Source organism: Parasphingorhabdus sp. (assembly GCF_036964675.1).
Classification (GTDB): Bacteria; Pseudomonadota; Alphaproteobacteria; order Sphingomonadales; family Sphingomonadaceae; genus Parasphingorhabdus.
Window position 1 is genome coordinate 2,111 of record NZ_JBALTF010000056.1, and the last position, 17,464, is coordinate 19,574.

18 protein-coding genes are annotated in these 17,464 nt (G+C 57.7%); 13 read left to right on the forward strand and 5 right to left on the reverse strand.

The features are described 5' to 3' along the window. The first annotated feature begins 7 nt into the window (after positions 1 to 7). Positions 8 to 529, forward strand: coding sequence for a bifunctional 4-hydroxy-2-oxoglutarate aldolase/2-dehydro-3-deoxy-phosphogluconate aldolase (gene eda / locus V7665_RS10275; protein WP_335664463.1), 522 nt, complete (start codon positions 8 to 10; stop codon positions 527 to 529). A 73-nt stretch (positions 530 to 602) separates the two neighbouring features. Here eda and V7665_RS10280 read toward each other — a convergent pair whose 3' ends face one another. Further along, positions 603 to 1,793, reverse strand: coding sequence for an acyl-CoA dehydrogenase family protein (locus tag V7665_RS10280; RefSeq protein WP_335664446.1), 1,191 nt, complete (start codon positions 1,791 to 1,793; stop codon positions 603 to 605). Between the two features lie 256 nt (positions 1,794 to 2,049). Between V7665_RS10280 and V7665_RS10285 the strand changes: the two genes are divergently transcribed. The 5 genes from V7665_RS10285 (at position 2,050) to V7665_RS10305 (ending at position 6,704) form a co-directional block, all read left to right on the forward strand. After that, complete coding sequence (locus tag V7665_RS10285) at positions 2,050 to 2,811, forward strand: NRDE family protein (RefSeq protein ID WP_335664447.1); 762 nt, start codon at positions 2,050 to 2,052, stop codon at positions 2,809 to 2,811. A gap of 30 nt (positions 2,812 to 2,841) precedes the next feature. Further along, positions 2,842 to 4,404, forward strand: coding sequence for a sensor histidine kinase (locus V7665_RS10290; RefSeq protein ID WP_335664448.1), 1,563 nt, complete (start codon positions 2,842 to 2,844; stop codon positions 4,402 to 4,404). Then, positions 4,401 to 5,090 (forward strand): response regulator transcription factor, encoded by a 690-nt coding sequence (locus V7665_RS10295; protein ID WP_335664449.1) that lies wholly within the window; start codon positions 4,401 to 4,403, stop codon positions 5,088 to 5,090. Before V7665_RS10290 ends, V7665_RS10295 begins: the two co-directional genes overlap by 4 nt. A 277-nt stretch (positions 5,091 to 5,367) precedes the next feature. After that, complete coding sequence (gene pal, locus V7665_RS10300) at positions 5,368 to 5,847, forward strand: peptidoglycan-associated lipoprotein Pal (RefSeq protein WP_335664450.1); 480 nt, start codon at positions 5,368 to 5,370, stop codon at positions 5,845 to 5,847. A 242-nt stretch (positions 5,848 to 6,089) separates the two neighbouring features. Continuing rightward, positions 6,090 to 6,704, forward strand: coding sequence for a GNAT family N-acetyltransferase (locus V7665_RS10305; protein ID WP_335664451.1), 615 nt, complete (start codon positions 6,090 to 6,092; stop codon positions 6,702 to 6,704). 44 nt (positions 6,705 to 6,748) lie between these two features. Here V7665_RS10305 and V7665_RS10310 read toward each other — a convergent pair whose 3' ends face one another. Beyond that, positions 6,749 to 8,011, reverse strand: a complete 1,263-nt coding sequence (locus V7665_RS10310) for a DUF2254 domain-containing protein (RefSeq protein WP_335664452.1) — start codon at positions 8,009 to 8,011, stop codon at positions 6,749 to 6,751. 322 nt (positions 8,012 to 8,333) lie between these two features. On the opposite strand from V7665_RS10310, the gene V7665_RS10315 reads away from it, so the two are divergent. Beyond that, on the forward strand, positions 8,334 to 8,831 hold the full coding sequence (locus V7665_RS10315; protein ID WP_335664453.1) for a c-type cytochrome: 498 nt from the start codon (positions 8,334 to 8,336) through the stop codon (positions 8,829 to 8,831). A gap of 72 nt (positions 8,832 to 8,903) precedes the next feature. Here V7665_RS10315 and V7665_RS10320 read toward each other — a convergent pair whose 3' ends face one another. Both V7665_RS10320 and V7665_RS10325 read right to left on the reverse strand, forming a co-directional pair. Continuing rightward, positions 8,904 to 9,479 carry a DNA-3-methyladenine glycosylase I gene (locus V7665_RS10320; RefSeq protein WP_335664454.1) on the reverse strand — a complete coding sequence of 192 codons (576 nt, stop codon included), beginning with the start codon at positions 9,477 to 9,479 and terminating at the stop codon, positions 8,904 to 8,906. Between the two features lie 37 nt (positions 9,480 to 9,516). After that, positions 9,517 to 10,842 carry a methyltransferase family protein gene (locus tag V7665_RS10325; RefSeq protein ID WP_335664455.1) on the reverse strand — a complete coding sequence of 442 codons (1,326 nt, stop codon included), beginning with the start codon at positions 10,840 to 10,842 and terminating at the stop codon, positions 9,517 to 9,519. 153 nt (positions 10,843 to 10,995) lie between these two features. Between V7665_RS10325 and V7665_RS10330 the strand changes: the two genes are divergently transcribed. Then, a complete protein-coding gene (locus V7665_RS10330; RefSeq protein ID WP_335664456.1) occupies positions 10,996 to 12,162 on the forward strand; it encodes a PQQ-dependent sugar dehydrogenase in 1,167 nt (388 codons plus the stop codon). A 19-nt stretch (positions 12,163 to 12,181) separates the two neighbouring features. Here V7665_RS10330 and V7665_RS10335 read toward each other — a convergent pair whose 3' ends face one another. Then, positions 12,182 to 13,048: a DUF1499 domain-containing protein gene (locus V7665_RS10335; protein ID WP_335664457.1), complete on the reverse strand. Its 867-nt coding sequence runs from the start codon at positions 13,046 to 13,048 to the stop codon at positions 12,182 to 12,184. Positions 13,049 to 13,177: 129 nt separating this feature from the next. Here V7665_RS10335 and V7665_RS10340 point away from each other — a divergent pair, with 129 nt between their 5' ends. From V7665_RS10340 to V7665_RS10360, 5 genes are all read left to right on the forward strand, one after another. Next, positions 13,178 to 13,693 carry a GNAT family N-acetyltransferase gene (locus V7665_RS10340; RefSeq protein ID WP_335664458.1) on the forward strand — a complete coding sequence of 172 codons (516 nt, stop codon included), beginning with the start codon at positions 13,178 to 13,180 and terminating at the stop codon, positions 13,691 to 13,693. A gap of 47 nt (positions 13,694 to 13,740) precedes the next feature. Then, the gene (locus V7665_RS10345) at positions 13,741 to 14,301 is read left to right on the forward strand and encodes a DUF1285 domain-containing protein (protein ID WP_335664459.1); all 561 of its coding nucleotides are present in this window, start codon (positions 13,741 to 13,743) and stop codon (positions 14,299 to 14,301) included. Further along, entirely contained in the window at positions 14,298 to 14,891 is a 594-nt protein-coding gene (locus tag V7665_RS10350; RefSeq protein ID WP_335664460.1) for a CoA pyrophosphatase, read from the forward strand. Before V7665_RS10345 ends, V7665_RS10350 begins: the two co-directional genes overlap by 4 nt. Positions 14,892 to 14,893: 2 nt before the next feature. Next, complete coding sequence (locus V7665_RS10355) at positions 14,894 to 16,126, forward strand: CCA tRNA nucleotidyltransferase (protein WP_335664461.1); 1,233 nt, start codon at positions 14,894 to 14,896, stop codon at positions 16,124 to 16,126. Between the two features lie 82 nt (positions 16,127 to 16,208). Continuing rightward, positions 16,209 to 17,464: AMP-binding protein (locus V7665_RS10360; RefSeq protein WP_335664462.1), on the forward strand; the 1,256-nt coding region annotated here is incomplete at its 3' end.

Consider the following 17,464-nt stretch of genomic DNA (forward strand, 5'->3'; position numbering starts at 1 on the left):
AACATCGATCATCCCGGTCCTTGCCGTCAACGATCTTGCGCGCGCAAAACCCATGGCGGAAGCATTGGTGAAAAGTGGATATCCGGTTCTCGAAGTGCTGATACGGACGGAATTCGCGCTGGAAGCGATCGCCGAAATGAAACAGGTTGCCGGTGCCATCGTCGGCGCTGGCACTGTCACAAATCCAAATGAGCTTGCCGCTGCCATCGACGCAGGGGCCGAATTCATAGTCTCCCCCGGTCTGACCGACAGGCTTGGCCATGCCGCCATCGCCGCCAATATTCCGTTCCTTCCCGGCATTGCCACCGCTGGCGACATCATGCGCGGCCTGGATCTTGGCCTGACCCATTTCAAATATTTCCCGGCAGAAGCATCGGGAGGCATTGCCGCATTGAAGGCACTGAGCGGACCATTTGGCCAGTGCCTGTTCTGCCCGACCGGCGGGATAACACAGCAAAGCGTCGATGCGTGGCTGGCGCTGGACAATGTCCTTTGCGTTGGCGGCAGCTGGGTGGTTCCGTCCCAATAGGCGCGGCACTTTTTGCGCGCAGCCCAAATCCGCTTCCGGGAGACCGGGTGATTTAAAAATCCGGCCCTGCCCGCTACAGGCCCAGCACACGCTTGGCGATAATATTGCGCTGAATTTCGTTGGTGCCGCCGTAAATGCTTTGCGCGCGGGTGCCGAAATAATTGGCGACGCCGGGCGCGGCAAAGGCGGCATCACCGGTCCAGTCCGGGCTCACGCTATCAGCAAATTTGCGGTTGCCGTGCTCGGCCGCGGCTTCCAGAAACAGCGTCGTGATGGCCTGCGCGAGGTCGGTCGCCATGATCTTCAGGATCGATGCCTCGTCGCCCGGCGTGCCGCCATCCCTGACAGCGGTCAGCACTCTGAGCACGGTAATCTCCAGCGCATCCAGCCGCGTTTCCACCTCGCACAACCGGCCGGCGAAAAAACTGTCGTCGATCAGGCGCTGATTGCCGCCGGTGGGGATTTGTGATGCGATGGCGCGAATATCGGCCAGTTGCTTGCGCTTGCCGCCGATGCGCGCATAAGAAGTGCGTTCATTGCCGAGCAGATATTGTGAATAGGACCAGCCCTTGCCTTCCTCGCCAATACGGTTGGCAACCGGAACCCGGACATCGACAAAATCGCACTGGCTGAGATGATATTTACCGTCGATTGTGATGATCGGCTTCACGGTGACGCCGGGTTGATCGAGCCTGCAGCAGATGAAGGTGATGCCCATCTGCTTTTTGGCTTCGCGCGAGGTACGGGTCAGCAGGAAGATCCAGTCGGCATGCTGGGCTGCGGATGTCCAGATTTTCGTGCCGTTGAGTATATATTCGTCACCGTCCTGCACTGCGGAAAATTGCAGGGAGGCAAGATCGGAGCCCGCATCGGGTTCGCTATAGCCTTGCGCCCAGCCCACCGAACCGTCACCAATCCCGCCCAGCCATTGCGCTTTCTGCTCGTCGGTGCCGAAGGTGAAAATCACCGGTCCAACATATACCACGCCCATCGGCGTGACCGTCGGCGCCCCGGCCCGCTCCAGCTCTTCGTCAAAAATATATTGTTCTTCGATCGACCAGCCCGGACCGCCATATTGTGCGGGCCAGGCGCTCGCCAGCCAGCCCCGCTCGCCCAGCGCCATTTCTGCGCGGCGCACTTCAGCGGTGGACAGGCTGGCGCCCGCAGCCGTTTTTGCCAAAATGTCCTGCGGATAGTCATTTTCAAAATAGGCCCGGATCTTGTCGCGGAAAGAAAGCAGTTCTGGATCATGGCCTAATTTCATGGTTACACGCTCTTTCCTCTGGTGCCGTGGATCATATTTGGAATCATGGTGACTATGCACCAATTTCACAAAAAGTGCACGGTCGCCGTGATACGGCGACATTTGCATCTTTCCTCCTTTTTCCTCGCCCGCAAGCAGGTTGGGCTCTGCTTCAGGGGGTAAGACCCATGTGACCCTGATTAAAGTTTTTTGGGAAAAAGGAGACCTGTCTGGACAATATATTCGCAAAGCGGGTGCCGTTTGCTATTGGCACCCGATGTGCATCATTTCACTTGCTTGGCAAGCCCATCCCCACTGGAAACTGGTCGCGATCGGCAACCGGGACGAGATGCATGGCCGGCCGGCCCAGCCGCTGGCCCGCTGGCCGGACCGCGAACATATGTTGGCCGGGAAAGATATTCAGGCGGGTGGCACCTGGCTGGGGGTTTCCGAACAGGGCCGGTTTGCCGCGGTGACCAATCTCAGTGGCTATGGCGTCGCGAACAGCAGCCGCGCGTCCCGCGGTGACCTTTTGAAAGATTTTCTGTCCGGCGAGGGCGATCGCGCCGATCTCGATGCGGTGCCCTTCGCCGACTTCAACCCGTTCAACCTGATCACCATAGCGAATGGCGAAGCGCATGTGCATTCCAACCGGCCAGAGTCGATCAGCAGCCTGCTTGAGCCGGGCATCCATGGACTGACCAACGGGCCGCTGGACAGGCCATGGACCAAGGCAAAGCATCTCAATGCGGCTCTGCAAGACTGGCTGCAAAGCGGGTCAGAGGACCCCACCCGGTTGCTGGAAACATTGACCAGCAGATCGACCTATCCGCCCGCAGATGCAGCAGATACAGGATCGCCGACGCCACTGGAGCCAGCCAGTTCCGGAATATTCATCCATGGTCCGGTGTACGGAACGCGCTGCAGCACGATTGTTGCGATTGACCATGCGGGCAACGGGTCGATCCTCGAACGCCGCTATGCCGCTTCCGCCGAAGCCACCGGCGAAGACCGCCTGTCCTTTGCCTGGCCGGGCTAAAATCCGGTTGGCGGTCGGCATAGAAAATCCGTGCATGCCGCTTTGCGGATTTTCCGCTATGCCGCCCGGATGAAACTGCCGATGCTCAACAATATGCCGACGATGTTCGAACGGCTGTCCTCGGACAGTTCGCGCAGCTATGTCTCCTTCTTCGTCGGGCTGGCAGTCTTTGTCGCCGGGACCCTGGCAACCTATGTCGCCCAGAGCGCCGACCGGCCGGTCAGCGCCGCGCTGATCTATGTGTCCGCCGTGACCATCATCGGTGCCGTAAACGGTCTGCGCGGCGGCTTGCTGGCGGGCATTGGTGCCTCCTTTTTCTATAATTTCTTCTTCAGCGAACCTTTGCTCGATTTCGGCGTCACCACGTCCGATGAATATATACCGCTGGTCGCCTTCAACTTGAGCGCTCTCCTGTCGGGCGTATTGGCGGGACGGATCAACGACCGGGCCCGCGCCGCCGAGATTGCGCAGCAGAAAATCAACCTGTTGCTCGACATCAGCAATCAGTTACAGACCGCGGTGCACCTGGAAGATATTGACCGGGCCATCGTCGAGACGGGCATATTCGATTCCGCCCGGGAATTTGAAATATATGCAATCAGCAACGATATATGGCTGGCGGTTGCGGGCAAAGAGCGATGGCAGGCTGAGGCGAAGCAGGCCATCCGACTAGGCGAATTGCAGCATGTCCAGCACGAGAAAATTGCCTATCTGCTGTCATCTTCAGAACGCCATATCGGCGTGTTGATCTGTACCCAGGATGCTCAGAAATCCAAGCGGCTGAGCAAGATTGACTTTGACGCGGTGCTGAATCTCCTGAGCATGGCAATCGACCGCTTTGTTCTGCTCCACCAGAAGGCGGAGGCAGAAGCCATGCGCCGGTCCGAGGAATTCAAGACCGCGCTGCTTTCCTCCATATCCCACGACATGCGCACCCCGCTTGCGGCCATTTCCGCATCTGCATCCAGCCTTGCATCCTATGGTGAAACGCTGCCGGAAGCTTCGCGCAAGGAAATGCTGACGATCATTCAGGACCAGTGCGAACGCTTGAACCGCTATACCACGAACCTGCTCAATCTGGGCCGACTTCAGGCCGGCATATCACCGGATCAGCTGGAAAGCCTGGATCTGGTGGAAATGCTGGGCTCGGCGGTCAACACCGTGAAAATGCACCACAGCGGGCGAGAGATCATCAAGAGCCTGCCCTTTGATAGCTGCACGGTGCGCGCCAATCCGGTAATGCTCGAGCAATTATTCTACAATATTCTCGAAAATGCGATCCAATATAGTCCCGACAATGCGCCGGTTTTGATAACCGGTCACAAGCAGGCTGGACGGATTGAAATCGCCATTTCGGACCAGGGATGCGGGATTCCGGTTTCCGAGCTGAACAGAGTTTTTGACAGATTTTACCGCTCGGCAGAAAATATACGCAAGGAAGGCCACGGCCTGGGTCTTTCAATCGCCTCCGGCTTTGCCCAGGCATTCGGCGGCGAAATTGCCGCACACAGCCCATTGGAAATGGGCAAGGGGACCAAGATAATCGTCAAGCTTCCGGCATCGCCCTCCCCATCAGAAAGCATTGGCCAATGAACGTGAAAATATTGCTGGTCGATGACGAGACCGCGCTCATCCGGTCGCTGCAACCGGTATTGATCGCGCAAGGCTATGGCGTGGATTCAGCAGGCACAGCCGCCGAGGCACTGAAAAAGGCGAAAGATACGGTGTTTGATATTGTCTTGCTCGACCTCGGACTGCCCGATGCCGATGGCAAGGAAATCATCGCGAAATTGCTCGGCCTGAACGCCTTGTCGATCCTGATCCTGTCTGCCCGCCACCAGGAAGCAGAAAAGGTTGCGGCACTGGATCAGGGGGCGGATGATTTCATCAACAAGCCGTTCAATATCGAGGAGCTTTTGGCGCGGATTCGGGCTGCTGTCCGGCGCAGGAAAAATGAGGCCGTGAAAAGCCAGGAGTTTGAATCGCGTCACTTGCGGATCGACTTTCTCAAAAGAAAGGTCTTTCTGATGGACGAGGAGATCAAATTTTCTCCCAAGGAGTTTGATCTGCTTGAGACATTGGCGCGCCACGCCGGACAGGTTGTGACCCATCGCCAGCTGCTGCTTGCCGGATGGAATGATCCTACGGTCGATACCCAATATTTGCGCAGCTATATGGCTCTTATCCGGCAAAAGCTGGAATATGACTCATCACAGCCGGAATATCTGCTGACCGAACCGGGCGTTGGCTATCGGCTGGACATAGATTTCGAACATTGAAGGATGGATGACGCGGGCTGCGTCGGGGTGAGCGGGTGCCCGCGTCATCTCACGGAGAGGGGCTTCTCCGGGTTCATGCCGTCCCTGAAAGGAACGCGCCGATATTACGATAACCAGAACCAACGCGTTACAATGGATTTCCTATGTCCCCGCCCGATGGCAGGCGCATATAAAATCCGTGGTAATTGCTTTGGGAAAACCGACCTAAAAGGCACTTGTAACAGTCAAAAGGTTTTTCCAAATGTCCCAATCCCGCGTTTCAGTAAACTTGATATCCATGCCCCTGTTGTTTGCGGCTCTGGCCCTGTCGGCCTGTAGCAAGAAGCCACCGGAAGGCCTGCCACCAGCGCCTGGCGACAATATGAACTATTACGATTCATCCAGCGGCCCGATCAAGGGCAGCCAGGAGGATTTTCTGGCCAATGTTGCCGCAGACAGAATATTTTTCGACACCGACCGGAGCAATGTCGACAGCACAGATCAGGAAATCTTGCGCAGCCAGGCGGCCTGGCTGGTAGCCAATCCCAGTGTTCGTATCCGGGTCGAAGGCCATTGCGACGAGCGCGGGACCCGCGAATATAATCTGGCGCTCGGCGAACGCCGCGCCAATGCCGCGAAAAACTATCTTTCAACCATGGGCGTGGAACTGTCGAGAATATCGGTGGTCAGCTATGGCAAGGAACGGCCAGACGCGCTGGGCTCGGATGAAACGGCATGGGGCCTGAACCGCCGGGCGGTAACCGTGACGGTGCGTTAAGCAACCTCCTGAAGGCTTTCCCGGTCCCGGCCAGCGGGCTGACGAATTATCAGCCAATAACCGCTGACCGGGAAACCGGTTTCTCACAATCGCCATTCCGGGCTGCAGCCCGAACAGATGGACGAGCGCGGCAAAGCCCATGGCTTCCTGTGGAAATTGATGATATTTCCAGCGGTCCCGTGCGGATCGGGACGGAGTTCGGCCGGTCGGACAGTGATCGCGGCGCGGTGAGGAGAGATTCGATGGCTGAGGCATGGTCGTTTCAAAATCAGGTCCAGTCGGTGGATGCCAGACTCGACAATGGCATGCATGTCTGTCTGCGGCGGGTCCGCCACTCCGACCGTGGGCAGATCGAGAAAGGCATTGGCCAATTGTCCGACCAGAGCCGCTATTTGCGCTTTTTCTCGGGATCCAAAACCATGCCTCCTGCGGTCGTTGAACGTTTGGCGAGCGTGGATGGCACCAATCATCTCGCCTGGGGGGTGGTCAATATGGATGCAAATGATCATCCCGCCATTGCCGTAGCGCATGTTTTTCGCGAGGCCGCAACCAGCGACGCTGGCGAGTTCGCCATCGCCGTGCTGGACCAATATCACGGCCAGGGCGTCGCGCGGCTATTGATGACGGCGCTTTTCCTCGACTGCTATTGTGAAGGCCTTCGCCATTTGCGGATCGAAACCCTGCGCACCAACAAGAAAGCCCATGGCCTGATCCGTGCCATTGGCGCAAAGCCTTGCGCCCTGGAAGGGCCGGTTACGCAATATGATCTGGTCATCGCGGACGCCATTTCAGCGCTGCAGAAAATGGACAGCCCCACCGCAATCCCGGATATCATGGCGGCTTTTGCGCCAGGCTGAAAACCGGCCTTTACCAAGCAGCGATGCCTCCCGGCCGACGGCCCCTATGTTCCGCCGCTGTCGATGACCCTTTGCGATCTCGCCTTCAGATCCTTTATGTCCGGCTTGTGGACAATGGTGTCGAGCGCTCTCGCCAGTGCATTGCGGGAGGCTTCTGATGCGGCTGCCGAAAATATGTCCGGCCATGATTGGGCCAGCGCCAGCAGGCACAGCTGAATGCGTTGCTGCACCTCCACCATTCCCGCCCCGTCCCGGGCAATCTTGGCAAAAAAGTCGTTGAACAGATCTTCCGTTGTGATCACCGGGCCATGGACTCTGGAATATTGCGCATCTTCTGGTGCCGAACTGGCTTGTGCCAAGACCTCGAAACAGCGCAGGCCGCTATCCAAGACTGAAATGGCCGTGCCCGGATCATTGACGGCGGGAGACAATGCCCGCGAGGCTATTTCGGAAAGCACCACCAGCCCAAATCGCGGGTCCTGATCGAAGCTGCGTTCATGCTCGACCAATATGGCATCGCGAAACGGCTGGTGATCAGCCCCGTTGGCCTCGTCGCCGGACAGATAGAGCAGCGGCCGCGCCGGATAGACCAGCTTGCCCGGATGAATGGCGAGATAGACTGTCACGCCATATTTCTCGGCGGCTTCCTCCAGCTGATCCAGATCGACAGAAGTCACCACGCCGCTGGCAATATCGCTGCTGACGGGAAGCGCCTCCTTCGGTATCTCGACTGGCGGCTGGGCGTTCAAATAGGGGTGCTGACCATGCCAGCGCAACGCTTTTGACGCGGCCATCTCCACCCGCTCGATAAGGTCATTCATCCTGCCGAATGTGGATAGCTGCTGAATCCAGTTAATCAGTGTTCCGGTGATGACGACAATCACGGCGATCGTGGCGAAGAACAGGATGATGCGACCGCGATCATCATAATATCCGGCAGACAGGCCGATAATGCCGACGATACTGAACAGGAACGTGCCGAGAAAAGTCGACAAGGCATTTTGCGAGCGATCATCGGCGAGCATCAGAGCGATGGTTCTGGGCGTAGCCGTGCTGGTCGCGGAACCATAAGCCGACACCATGATGGAAACGGAAAAAGCGATGACCGCCAGCATGCTGGATGCCAGAATCGTCAATATGTCTCCGACCGAACCGCTGGCGACCTCGAGATCCCCTTCATAGGGCAACAAGGGGCCAACCCACTCCGCCGCCACCGCAGTGGCAATTGCGGCAACGCTGAACAGCATCGCCCGGAACCAGATTTTTTCCGGCAACCGCGAAAGATATTTCTTCAGTGCCAATATCATGAGCCACTCTCTTTCAACTGTGCAATTCGGCGAGCCCCGGCGACCCGCCCGATCCGCTACTCTATCGGTGTCGCGTTTCTAATCCTGAACATTCGCAGGCGATAGCGGTTTTTTCATGCCTGTGCCAACGCAGCATCCGGCGGACAGGGGAAAGGCGAAAGGCGAAGGCCGGCAGATCCGCAATGGTGCACGGCGATGAAAGGCCCGATCAAAAAATGGTAAAATTGCAAATCGGCAGTTTATTTTGGAAGTCACCCGCACTAGGTGGCTATGGTGTTGCTTCTGCTATTAATATAGCTCGTTAGGAAAGAATATGGTCAGGATGAAGTCGGTAACTGCGATAGTCGCTTTGGCAGTTTTAACTGCAGGATGTTCGGGCGATGGGTCGGAATTCACTGAACCAGCGCCAAGCGCCGCAGCAGCGGCCACTGCTGAAGCAGCAGCGCCCGTCAATAGCGGACCGCCGGCCGCTGATGATATCACCACATTGGACGGTGTTGCTTATGCAAGTCTGACCGGTGATGTCGCCTCTGGAAAATCCGCCTTCATGCAGTGCCGCACCTGCCATGTGGTTGATCCTGGCATGAACCGCATCGGCCCGTCACTGGCAAACATTATTGGCCGCGAAGCCGGTTCGGTTGCAGGCTTCAAATATAGCGAGGCCAATGCCAATAGTGGCATCATCTGGACAGACGAAAAACTGTTCCAGTTTCTCGAAAAGCCGCAGCGGGTGATCCCGAAAACCAAGATGATTTTCGCCGGCATGCCGGATGCACAGAAACGCGCCGACGTGATTGCCTATCTCAAAAACCCGAACTGATCGCTGCTCAGCCAGGCGATCATCACGGGCTCGCAGCCGTCGAGACGCGAGCCCGTGAGATAATCAGCCCAGTCAGGCTTTCCAGCATCCGGCGAGATGGTCGTCGGCCATTCCGATCGCCTGCATATAGGCGTAAATGATGGTGCTGCCGACAAAGCTCATGCCGCGTTTTTTCAGTTTTTTGGAGATTGCATCGCTGATCGGCGACGTGCTTGCCATATCGGAAAAATGCCCGGGCCGGTTGACTGGCGGGGGGCCATGCAGATGATCCCATAGCCATGCATCAAAACTGCCAAACTCCCTTTGCATCTCCAGAAAAACCAGTGCATTTTTGCGGACAGAATATATCTTCAGCCTGTTCCGAATGATGCCGACGTCTTCCCGCAAAGCTTCCAGTTCATCATCACCCATTGCAGCACAGCGCAAGATATCAAATCCGTGAAAGGCGCGGCGATAGCCATCGCGTTTGCGCAGCACCGTCTCCCAGCTCAGGCCAGCCTGCGCGCCTTCGAGAATCAGATTTTCGAACAGCAACCGGTCATCATGCACCGGCACGCCCCATTCCCGGTCATGATAGTCGCCGTAAAATTCCTTGCCCGCCTGTCCGCCGAAGCACCGGTGTTTTCCATCCGTTCCGATCATCGTCATGACAGGGGATTAGCTGCACCGGCTGATTCCGACAATCCTATTCGGCAGGCTGGATTTCTGGCTCGCGGCCCTGACCCGGGGTCCACCAGCCGATCCGCCGCTTGATCCAGTTGAGCGCGCGCGGGATCGGCGCATTGCGGTCCATCCATTCGGCATAATCCTTATAGGCCGGGTCGCTCAGCAGATGCTTTTCCTCGGTCTTGGCGCGCCAGTAATAGACGCCGCTGACCGCCGCGATCAGCACCGTATTGCGGACAAAGTCGCTGATACTGCCCGACGTCACCAGAAACGGCATGGTCGCAAGCCACCAATAGGCATTTTTGGCGACATAGGCGGGATGCTTGGTCCAGCTATAAGGGCCATGGGTCAATATGCCGCGATGGGTGAGATTGGAAAAGCGCAGGCCAAAGGCAACCGTCGCCCAGGCATAGAGGCCAGTGAGAATAACCAGCAACCCGCCCCATATCCAGAGGATCATTGTCTGGCCATCGAACCAATAGGCCCAGTCGGCGGTGTTGACATGATAGTTGAGCGGGCCATCATCGCCCATCAATATGAACGGCGGATAGCACATCAGGGCGGCAACCCAGCCCGCCAGATAAGGATTTGCGGTGCGGATATGGGCATCGAGCGGTTTCATCGTCAGCAGATAGCCAACCGTGGCAAACTGCACGTCGACGACGAACATCGCGATGATCAGCCAATGAGCGATCGCCACCGGATTGGCGGCGAGTTCATCAAGATCCAGCCGCACCAGATCGCCGAAGCCGCCGGGCACGATCGAAAGCATGAAGGCGAGGAAAAAGCCCTTCACCGCCCAGGCGCGCAGATGATGGTAAATCTGCTCGCGATCAAACTCGCTTTTCCTGCCGGTCAGCAGCTGACCAAAATGCCACGCACCGTCGCGCGGTTCGATGGTAAAGCGGTCCATGAACAGCACATAGGGGATGGACAGCACGAACAACCAGGGCGCTGCGGTTTCCATCATCTCCATCGAAAATTGATATTGTCCCGTCCAGTACCAGCGTCCGACGCAGTAAATAGTCGCGATAATGCCCCATGTCGCCCACAGGCCAGCCAGCTTCACCAGACTGATATCAAATGTTTCCTTGAGCGATTTCGGATTGTCCCAGTCGATTCCGGTGGATGGCCGCAAATGCACCTTGTCCATCAGCAGCGACCAGATCACCATCGGCACCGCACAGGCCAAACAGGCGGCGAGCGCAGAATAGGGGCCGTCCAGGCCATATTGCCGGGCGATCAGGACCCAGGACGCCAGGCCAATCAGGCCGGCCACGCCCACGCCATGGGAAACCGCCGACCGCGGGCGCGGATCATCGCGACTGGTTTTTCGTCCGAACATGCGGCTGCTTTAACCAATAATGGTAAGCAAGCGGTGAACGGGCAGATTCTTGGGCAAAAAACCTCGGATTGGCCTAGGAAAATTGCCTCGGTTCCCCTATGTTGCCTCGTAAAGGTGGGTGGAATAAATTTAATGATGGAACACGGGAATCTCATGAAAAATATTGGACTTTCACTCTCAGTCGCAATCCTGATGGTTGCTTGTACCAACGGCGATGACGCACAGGCAACGGGCGGCGCATCTGAAGAAATGCAGGCATTGAATGATATTTCCCCAATAGATCGCAAGCCCTTTGAAACGGCCGTAATTGCCAGTTTCGATGAACCATGGGCGATGACCTTCCTTCCCGATGGCCGGATGCTGGTCAGCGAAAAAGCCGGAAAATTGCAGCTGGTCGATGCCAAGGGGCAGAAGACCGAAATCAGCGGCGTACCCGAGGTTGACTATGGTGGTCAGGGTGGCTTCGGCGACATCGTGCTCGCTCCCGATTTTGCCACGAGCAATATGGTCTATTTGAGCTGGGTCGAGGCCGGAGACAATGACACTCGCGGTGCCGTGGTTGGCCGCGCCAAGCTTGTTCTGGCTGGCCAAAAACCGGCGTTGAAAAATCTTGAAACCATCTGGAAACAAAATCCGAAAGTAGAGGGCAGAGGCCATTTTTCCCACCGCATCGCCTTTTCACCCGATGGCGAATATCTCTTCATCGGCTCGGGCGAGCGGCAGAAATTTGACCCGGCCCAGGATATGGCAGCCAATCTCGGCAAGATTGTTCGGCTCTATCCGGATGGCAGCATTCCCAAGGACAATCCGTTTGTCGACAAGGATGGCGCGCTTCCAGAAATCTGGTCGCTTGGCCACCGCAATATTTTGGGACTCGCCTTCGACAGCAAGGGACGGTTGTGGAATCAGGAAATGGGGCCACTTGCCGGCGATGAACTGAATCTGGTGCAGCGCGGTGCCAATTATGGCTATCCGATCGTCTCTGAGGGCAATCATTATGATGGCAAGAAAATCCCCAATCATGACACACACCCCGAATTCGAAGCGCCAAAAGTGGCCTGGGTGCCGACAATTGCACCCGGCGGCTTGATCTTTTATTCCGGCGATCTGTTTCCCGCGTGGCAGGGCAGCGCCTTTATCGGTGGTCTCGCCAGTCAGGCGCTGATCCGCGTGAGTTTCGATGGCAGCAGCGCCAAGGAGGCCGATCGCTTTCTGATGGGCGCTCGGATTCGCGAAGTGGAACAGGGTCCCGATGGTGCGATCTACGTGCTGGAAGACGGCGAAGGCGGTCGGATGCTCAAGCTGACTCCGACCGGCTGACCCGCCTGCGGCAATAGCGCTATTGCGAAGCGGCGGTCGTCGTTCCCGACAGATCGCTCAGGAATCTTCGGACGCGCTTGGCATTGGCCCCGAGATCGTGGATGCCGACCCGGCTGACCGAGCGCATGTCGATGATACTGGCCGTGCCATTTTCTGCCGCTCTGGCACGAATGACGATATCATCCTTGAACCGGAACAGCGAAACCGTAGCGGTGGCTTCCAGATTGCCCGCAGCCGGATCGACGCTGGCGATATCCCAGCCCCGATCTTCTGCCAGCCTTTTGGCTTTCTCGATCACCACCGCGACCGGTTGATCCATGCGGACCGAACGAATATCCGGATAGGCATCCTGATGGACCGTCGCCCAGCGCTGGCGCGGATTCATCCCGCGCATGTCGCGATCATCCACGCCCGGGATATTATCCCAATTATCGGCGCGCAATGTCAGCGCGGTAAACTGCGGCGGATCGGCAAGATCGGTGGTAATGTCATGAATCGCAGGCAGGGTTGTGATGGCTGTGACATAGGGTATCAGAAAGCCCAGAAAACCGACTGTTGCGATCATGCCCAATCCCAATAAAGGCCAGCGCGTCTTGCGCCCTTTGCGCCGATTGAGAATGATAAAGACTATCGCCAGGATCAGCGTGAGCAGAGCTGTCAATATGATCCACGGTATCGCTGCCAAACCGGCTTGCCAGCCCCACAGACCAATGCCGCTGCCGCCTGCTGCTGTGAAAAATGCCAGCGGCGCGCCCAGGCCGAGCAGCAGGACAATCCAGCCCCTGGGGTCACGGCGCAGTGATGCCAGCCGGATCGCTTTCACCGGCGCAGCTGGTGGCGGTGTTTCGCCGGTGGATGGTTCCGATGCCTGATTTTGGTCCGTCACGCGCAAACTCCCTTAACAGAACAATCTTTTAGCTCGCGCTCTGCGATCATGCAATTGCAACCTATGTGGCTCGACTTTTGCCACAAAGCGGAGTAGCGCGCGCTTTTCCCGATATATGAGACCAATGACTTGACCAACATCATTCCACTTGCCGAAATCGATCCGCCACTCGTCGAGGCCTTGCTGGACGCTGCCTTTGGCAAGGACCGGCACGACCGCACCGCCTATAGGTTGCGCGAAGGCATGGACATGCTCGAAGGCCTGTCGCTCGCCGCCGTCGATCAGGAAAGACATGAACTGCTTGGTTCGATCCAATGCTGGCCGGTCGCCCTGACCGATGAAGACGGCAAGAAACACCCGATGATCATGGTCGGACCAGTGGCGGTTTACCCCGATTTTCAGCGCGAGGGCATCGGCCGGGCGATGATGGCGGCCTTGCTGAAGGAAATTCAGCCCGATGATCCGCTGCCTTTGGTGATGATTGGCGACCCGGAATATTATGAGCGGTTCTTCGGATTCACTGCAGAGGGAACCGGGGGATGGACGCTGCCCGGGCCGTGGGAGCCCTCGCGGCTGCTGATGCGGGCCGGACCTGCGGGCAAGCCATTGCCGAAAACCGGCACGCTCGGGCCATGGACCAAATAGCGAGTCTAAGCCTTTACAGAAATGGCGCCGGGCAATAGTCCGGTTGCATGCCCTACACACCGCCCCCCGAACTTGCCTCGCTCTCCATTGCGGAAATTGCCGAATTGGCTGAAGCGCAGAAACTGCCGCCTGTCGACCAATGGGATCCGCAGGAGGGCGGCGACAGCGAGATGCGAATCGCGGCCGACGGGACATGGTATCACGAAGGTGATCCGATCAAGCGCCCTGCAATGGTGCGCGCCTTTTCCAGCATCTTGCGACGGGAAGCGGATGACAGCTACGCATTGGTTACTCCCTATCAGAAGCTGAGCATCATCGTCGACGACGCGCCATTCATCGCGGTGGAACTGGAAAGCGAAGGCGATGGTGCCGAACGGACTCTCGCCTTCCGGCTCAACACCGACCATCTGGTCATCGCTGGCGCAGATCATCCGCTGCGATTTGGCGCCGACAAGCCGCAGCCCTATCTGCAAGTGCGGCCCGGGCTGGAAGCGGTGCTGGCCCGCCCGGTCTATTATCAGCTCGCTGAACTGGCGCTGGAGGAAGATGCCGACCCTCTCGGTATCTGGTCTGCTGGCGTCTTCTTTCCGATGGCGGCCCATTCATGACCCTGCGCGACCGCCTGGAACGGGCGCTGGTGAGAGGGCATGAAAATGACCTCGACCATCTGCTCTATAACGAACGCGATCATATCGATGATTTGAAGGTCCTGCGCGATGCGGCGGTGCTGATTGCGGTGACCGATCGCCCCGATCCCGGCGTGATTTTTGTCCAGCGGCCCCAGCATATGCGCAACCATCCCGGGCAGGTTGCCTTCCCCGGCGGCAAGATTGATCCCGGCGACCGCGATCCGATCGATGCGGCGCTGCGCGAGGCGCATGAGGAAGTCGCGCTGGATCGTAGCCATGTCGATATCATCGGTCTGACCGACAGTTTCCAGTCTGGCAGCGGCTATAATATTCAACCCGTGCTGAGCGTTATCCCGCCCGATCTGCCCTTTATCGCCGACCCCGGCGAAGTGGAAAGCTGGTTCGAAGCGCCGCTCGATTTCCTGCTCGATCCCAAGAACCGCACCGTCCACGAAGGGACATGGAACAGGCGCAAGCGGCATTATTATGAAATCTACTGGCAGGATTACCGAATCTGGGGGATTACGGCAGGGATTTTGAACAATCTTGGAAAAAGGCTGGACTGGTAACCATGAAGATGCCGCAGGCAGAATGGACAGAAAGACGCGGCCTCGCAGCGCTGATCGCGGCGCTGGATGGCAAGGCCCGCTTTGTCGGAGGAGCCGTCCGCGATACCTTGCTGGGGCTCGAGGTAAAGGACGTGGATATCGCCACACCATTGCTGCCCGAGGATGTGATGGACCGGCTGACCGCAGCTTCGATCAAGGTCATTCCCACCGGCATTGCCCATGGCACCATCACCGCCGTGCTGCCCGATGGACCGGTCGAGATCACCACGCTTCGCCGCGATGTTTCGACCGACGGGCGACGAGCGACGGTGGCGTTCAGCGATGACTGGAAAGAAGATGCGGCGCGCCGGGATTTCACGATCAACGCGCTTTTTGCCGATCCGCAGACGCTGGAGGTTTTCGACTATTTCGGCGGGCTCAATGATCTGAAAGAGCTGCGGATCCGCTTCATCGGCTCGGCTGCCGAACGGATCGCCGAAGATCATCTGAGGATCATGCGTTACTTTCGTTTTCTGGCGCGCTTTGGTCAACGGCAGGTCGATGACGAAGCGTTCGACGCCTGCACTGCGGCGGCGGCAAAACTTGAAATGCTTTCCCGCGAGCGGGTAGCGGACGAGCTTTTGAAACTGCTCGGCACCGCAGACCCGCGATTTGCCGTGAGCCAGATGCAGGGCGCCGGGATTTTTGAACATATTGTCGAGGAGCTCGACCGGGATTCGGGGAAACTGTTCAACAGGCTGGTCGAACGCGAGCAGCGGCTGCACGTAGAACCAGCCGCCATTCGGCGACTGGTGGCGCTGCTTCCCAAAGCAGCGGACAAAGCGAGCCACATTGCCAAGAGCCTGAAGCTATCCAAAAAAATGCAAAGGGCGATTGCAGAGCGGCTTTTGCCGGGATCGGAATCCGGCTTTAATGGAGATGTCGAAAATCAGGGTAGCCCTCTCACCAACATCCGCGCCTTTGCCTATCGCACCAATGTCGACGCAGCCCGCGATGTCGCCCTGCTGTTCGCCGAGGAAACCGCCCTGCCCGATATGCTCGCCCAGTTGAAAGACTGGCAACCGCCCATCTTCCCGCTGACCGGTGGCTATTTGATCGAACGGGGCCTGAAGCCCGGTCCGGTTGTTGCGAAGACCTTGGCGGAAATAGAGACGGCATGGATTGCGCAGAGGTTTCCGGACGAGAATTGGATAAAGAAATATGTTGATGATCAGAATTTGACCCTGCAGGCATGAACCGGAAAACCGGTCGTGACGGGATTGATATTTGCTGCGGAAAAACTATTCCGAACAGGCGCCGAAACAGGAGAGACAGATAATGACTGACAATGATGGGACAGGCAATGCGGGAACAAAGGCTCTGGTCGAATTGATCGTTTCACCGCGCAGCGATGAACCCACTCATTGCACGGCCGCCGACTATGACCGGCTCTATCAGCAAAGCATCAGTGATCCGGACAGTTTCTGGTCCGGTCAGGCAAAGCGTCTCGACTGGCTGGAATTCCCGACAAAAATCGCCAACTGGTCCTTTGATCCGGTATCGATCAAATGGTTTGAAGATGGCGCGCTGAACATCTGCCACAATGCGGTGGATCGCCATGTCGCCGCCGGCAAGGGCAATGTCACCGCCCTGATTTTTGAACCCGACGATCCGCAGTCGCCCGGCCGCACAATCAGCTATGCCGAACTGCAGGCCGAGGTGATGAAAATGGCCAATTGCCTGAAACAGCTCGGCGTCGAAAAGGGCGACCGGGTGACCATCTATATGCCGATGATCCCAGAAGGTGCGATTGCCATGCTCGCCTGCGCCCGGATCGGCGCGATCCACAGCGTGGTCTTTGGCGGCTTTTCTCCCGATGCGCTGGCTGGCCGGATCGAGGATTGCGACAGCAAGTTCGTGATCTGCGCTGACGCGGGCCGGCGCGGCGGCAAGTCGGGGCCATTGAAATCCAATGTCGATGCGGCGCTGGAAAAGGTGTCGGTCGATGCCGTACTGGTGATCAACCATACCGACAGCGATATCAATATGACCGAAGGTCGCGATCATTATTATCACGAGCTCAAGGCCGATGTTTCCCCGGACTGCCCCTGCGAACCAATGAACGCCGAGGATCCCCTGTTCATCCTCTATACGTCCGGGTCGACCGGCAAGCCCAAGGGCGTGCTCCACACGACCGGAGGCTATGCGGTCTGGGTGGCGACGACCTTCCACTATGTCTTCGACTATCAGCCCGGAGAGGTTTTCTGGTGCGGCGCCGATATCGGCTGGGTCACCGGACACAGCTATATCGTCTATGGCCCGCTGATCAACGGCGCCACCGAACTGATGTTCGAGGGCATTCCCAACTATCCCGATTTTGGCCGCTTCTGGGAGGTCGTCGAAAAGCATAAGGTCAATATATTCTACACCGCGCCAACTGCGATTCGCGCGCTAATGCGCGAAGGCGACGGGCCGGTAAAAGCGCATGACCGCTCGTCGATCCGCCTGCTCGGCACGGTTGGCGAACCGATCAATCCGGAAGCCTGGCTCTGGTATTATAATGTCGTCGGCGACGGCAAATCACCCATCGTCGA

Excerpts from the sequence above, each read along its gene's own strand:
- V7665_RS10295 (WP_335664449.1), top strand. The coding sequence starts at position 4,401 with ATGAACGTGAAAATATTGCTGGTCGATGACGAGACCGCGCTCATCCGG.
- V7665_RS10305 (WP_335664451.1), top strand. The coding sequence starts at position 6,090 with ATGGCTGAGGCATGGTCGTTTCAAAATCAGGTCCAGTCGGTGGATGCC.
- V7665_RS10330 (WP_335664456.1), top strand. The coding sequence starts at position 10,996 with ATGAAAAATATTGGACTTTCACTCTCAGTCGCAATCCTGATGGTTGCT.
- V7665_RS10310 (WP_335664452.1), bottom strand. The coding sequence starts at position 8,011 with ATGATATTGGCACTGAAGAAATATCTTTCGCGGTTGCCGGAAAAAATC.
- V7665_RS10285 (WP_335664447.1), top strand. The coding sequence starts at position 2,050 with ATGTGCATCATTTCACTTGCTTGGCAAGCCCATCCCCACTGGAAACTG.
- V7665_RS10355 (WP_335664461.1), top strand. The coding sequence starts at position 14,894 with ATGAAGATGCCGCAGGCAGAATGGACAGAAAGACGCGGCCTCGCAGCG.
- V7665_RS10350 (WP_335664460.1), top strand. The coding sequence starts at position 14,298 with ATGACCCTGCGCGACCGCCTGGAACGGGCGCTGGTGAGAGGGCATGAA.
- V7665_RS10280 (WP_335664446.1), bottom strand. The coding sequence starts at position 1,793 with ATGAAATTAGGCCATGATCCAGAACTGCTTTCTTTCCGCGACAAGATC.
- V7665_RS10325 (WP_335664455.1), bottom strand. The coding sequence starts at position 10,842 with ATGTTCGGACGAAAAACCAGTCGCGATGATCCGCGCCCGCGGTCGGCG.
- V7665_RS10345 (WP_335664459.1), top strand. The coding sequence starts at position 13,741 with ATGCCCTACACACCGCCCCCCGAACTTGCCTCGCTCTCCATTGCGGAA.
- pal (WP_335664450.1), top strand. The coding sequence starts at position 5,368 with ATGCCCCTGTTGTTTGCGGCTCTGGCCCTGTCGGCCTGTAGCAAGAAG.
- V7665_RS10315 (WP_335664453.1), top strand. The coding sequence starts at position 8,334 with ATGAAGTCGGTAACTGCGATAGTCGCTTTGGCAGTTTTAACTGCAGGA.
- V7665_RS10320 (WP_335664454.1), bottom strand. The coding sequence starts at position 9,479 with ATGACGATGATCGGAACGGATGGAAAACACCGGTGCTTCGGCGGACAG.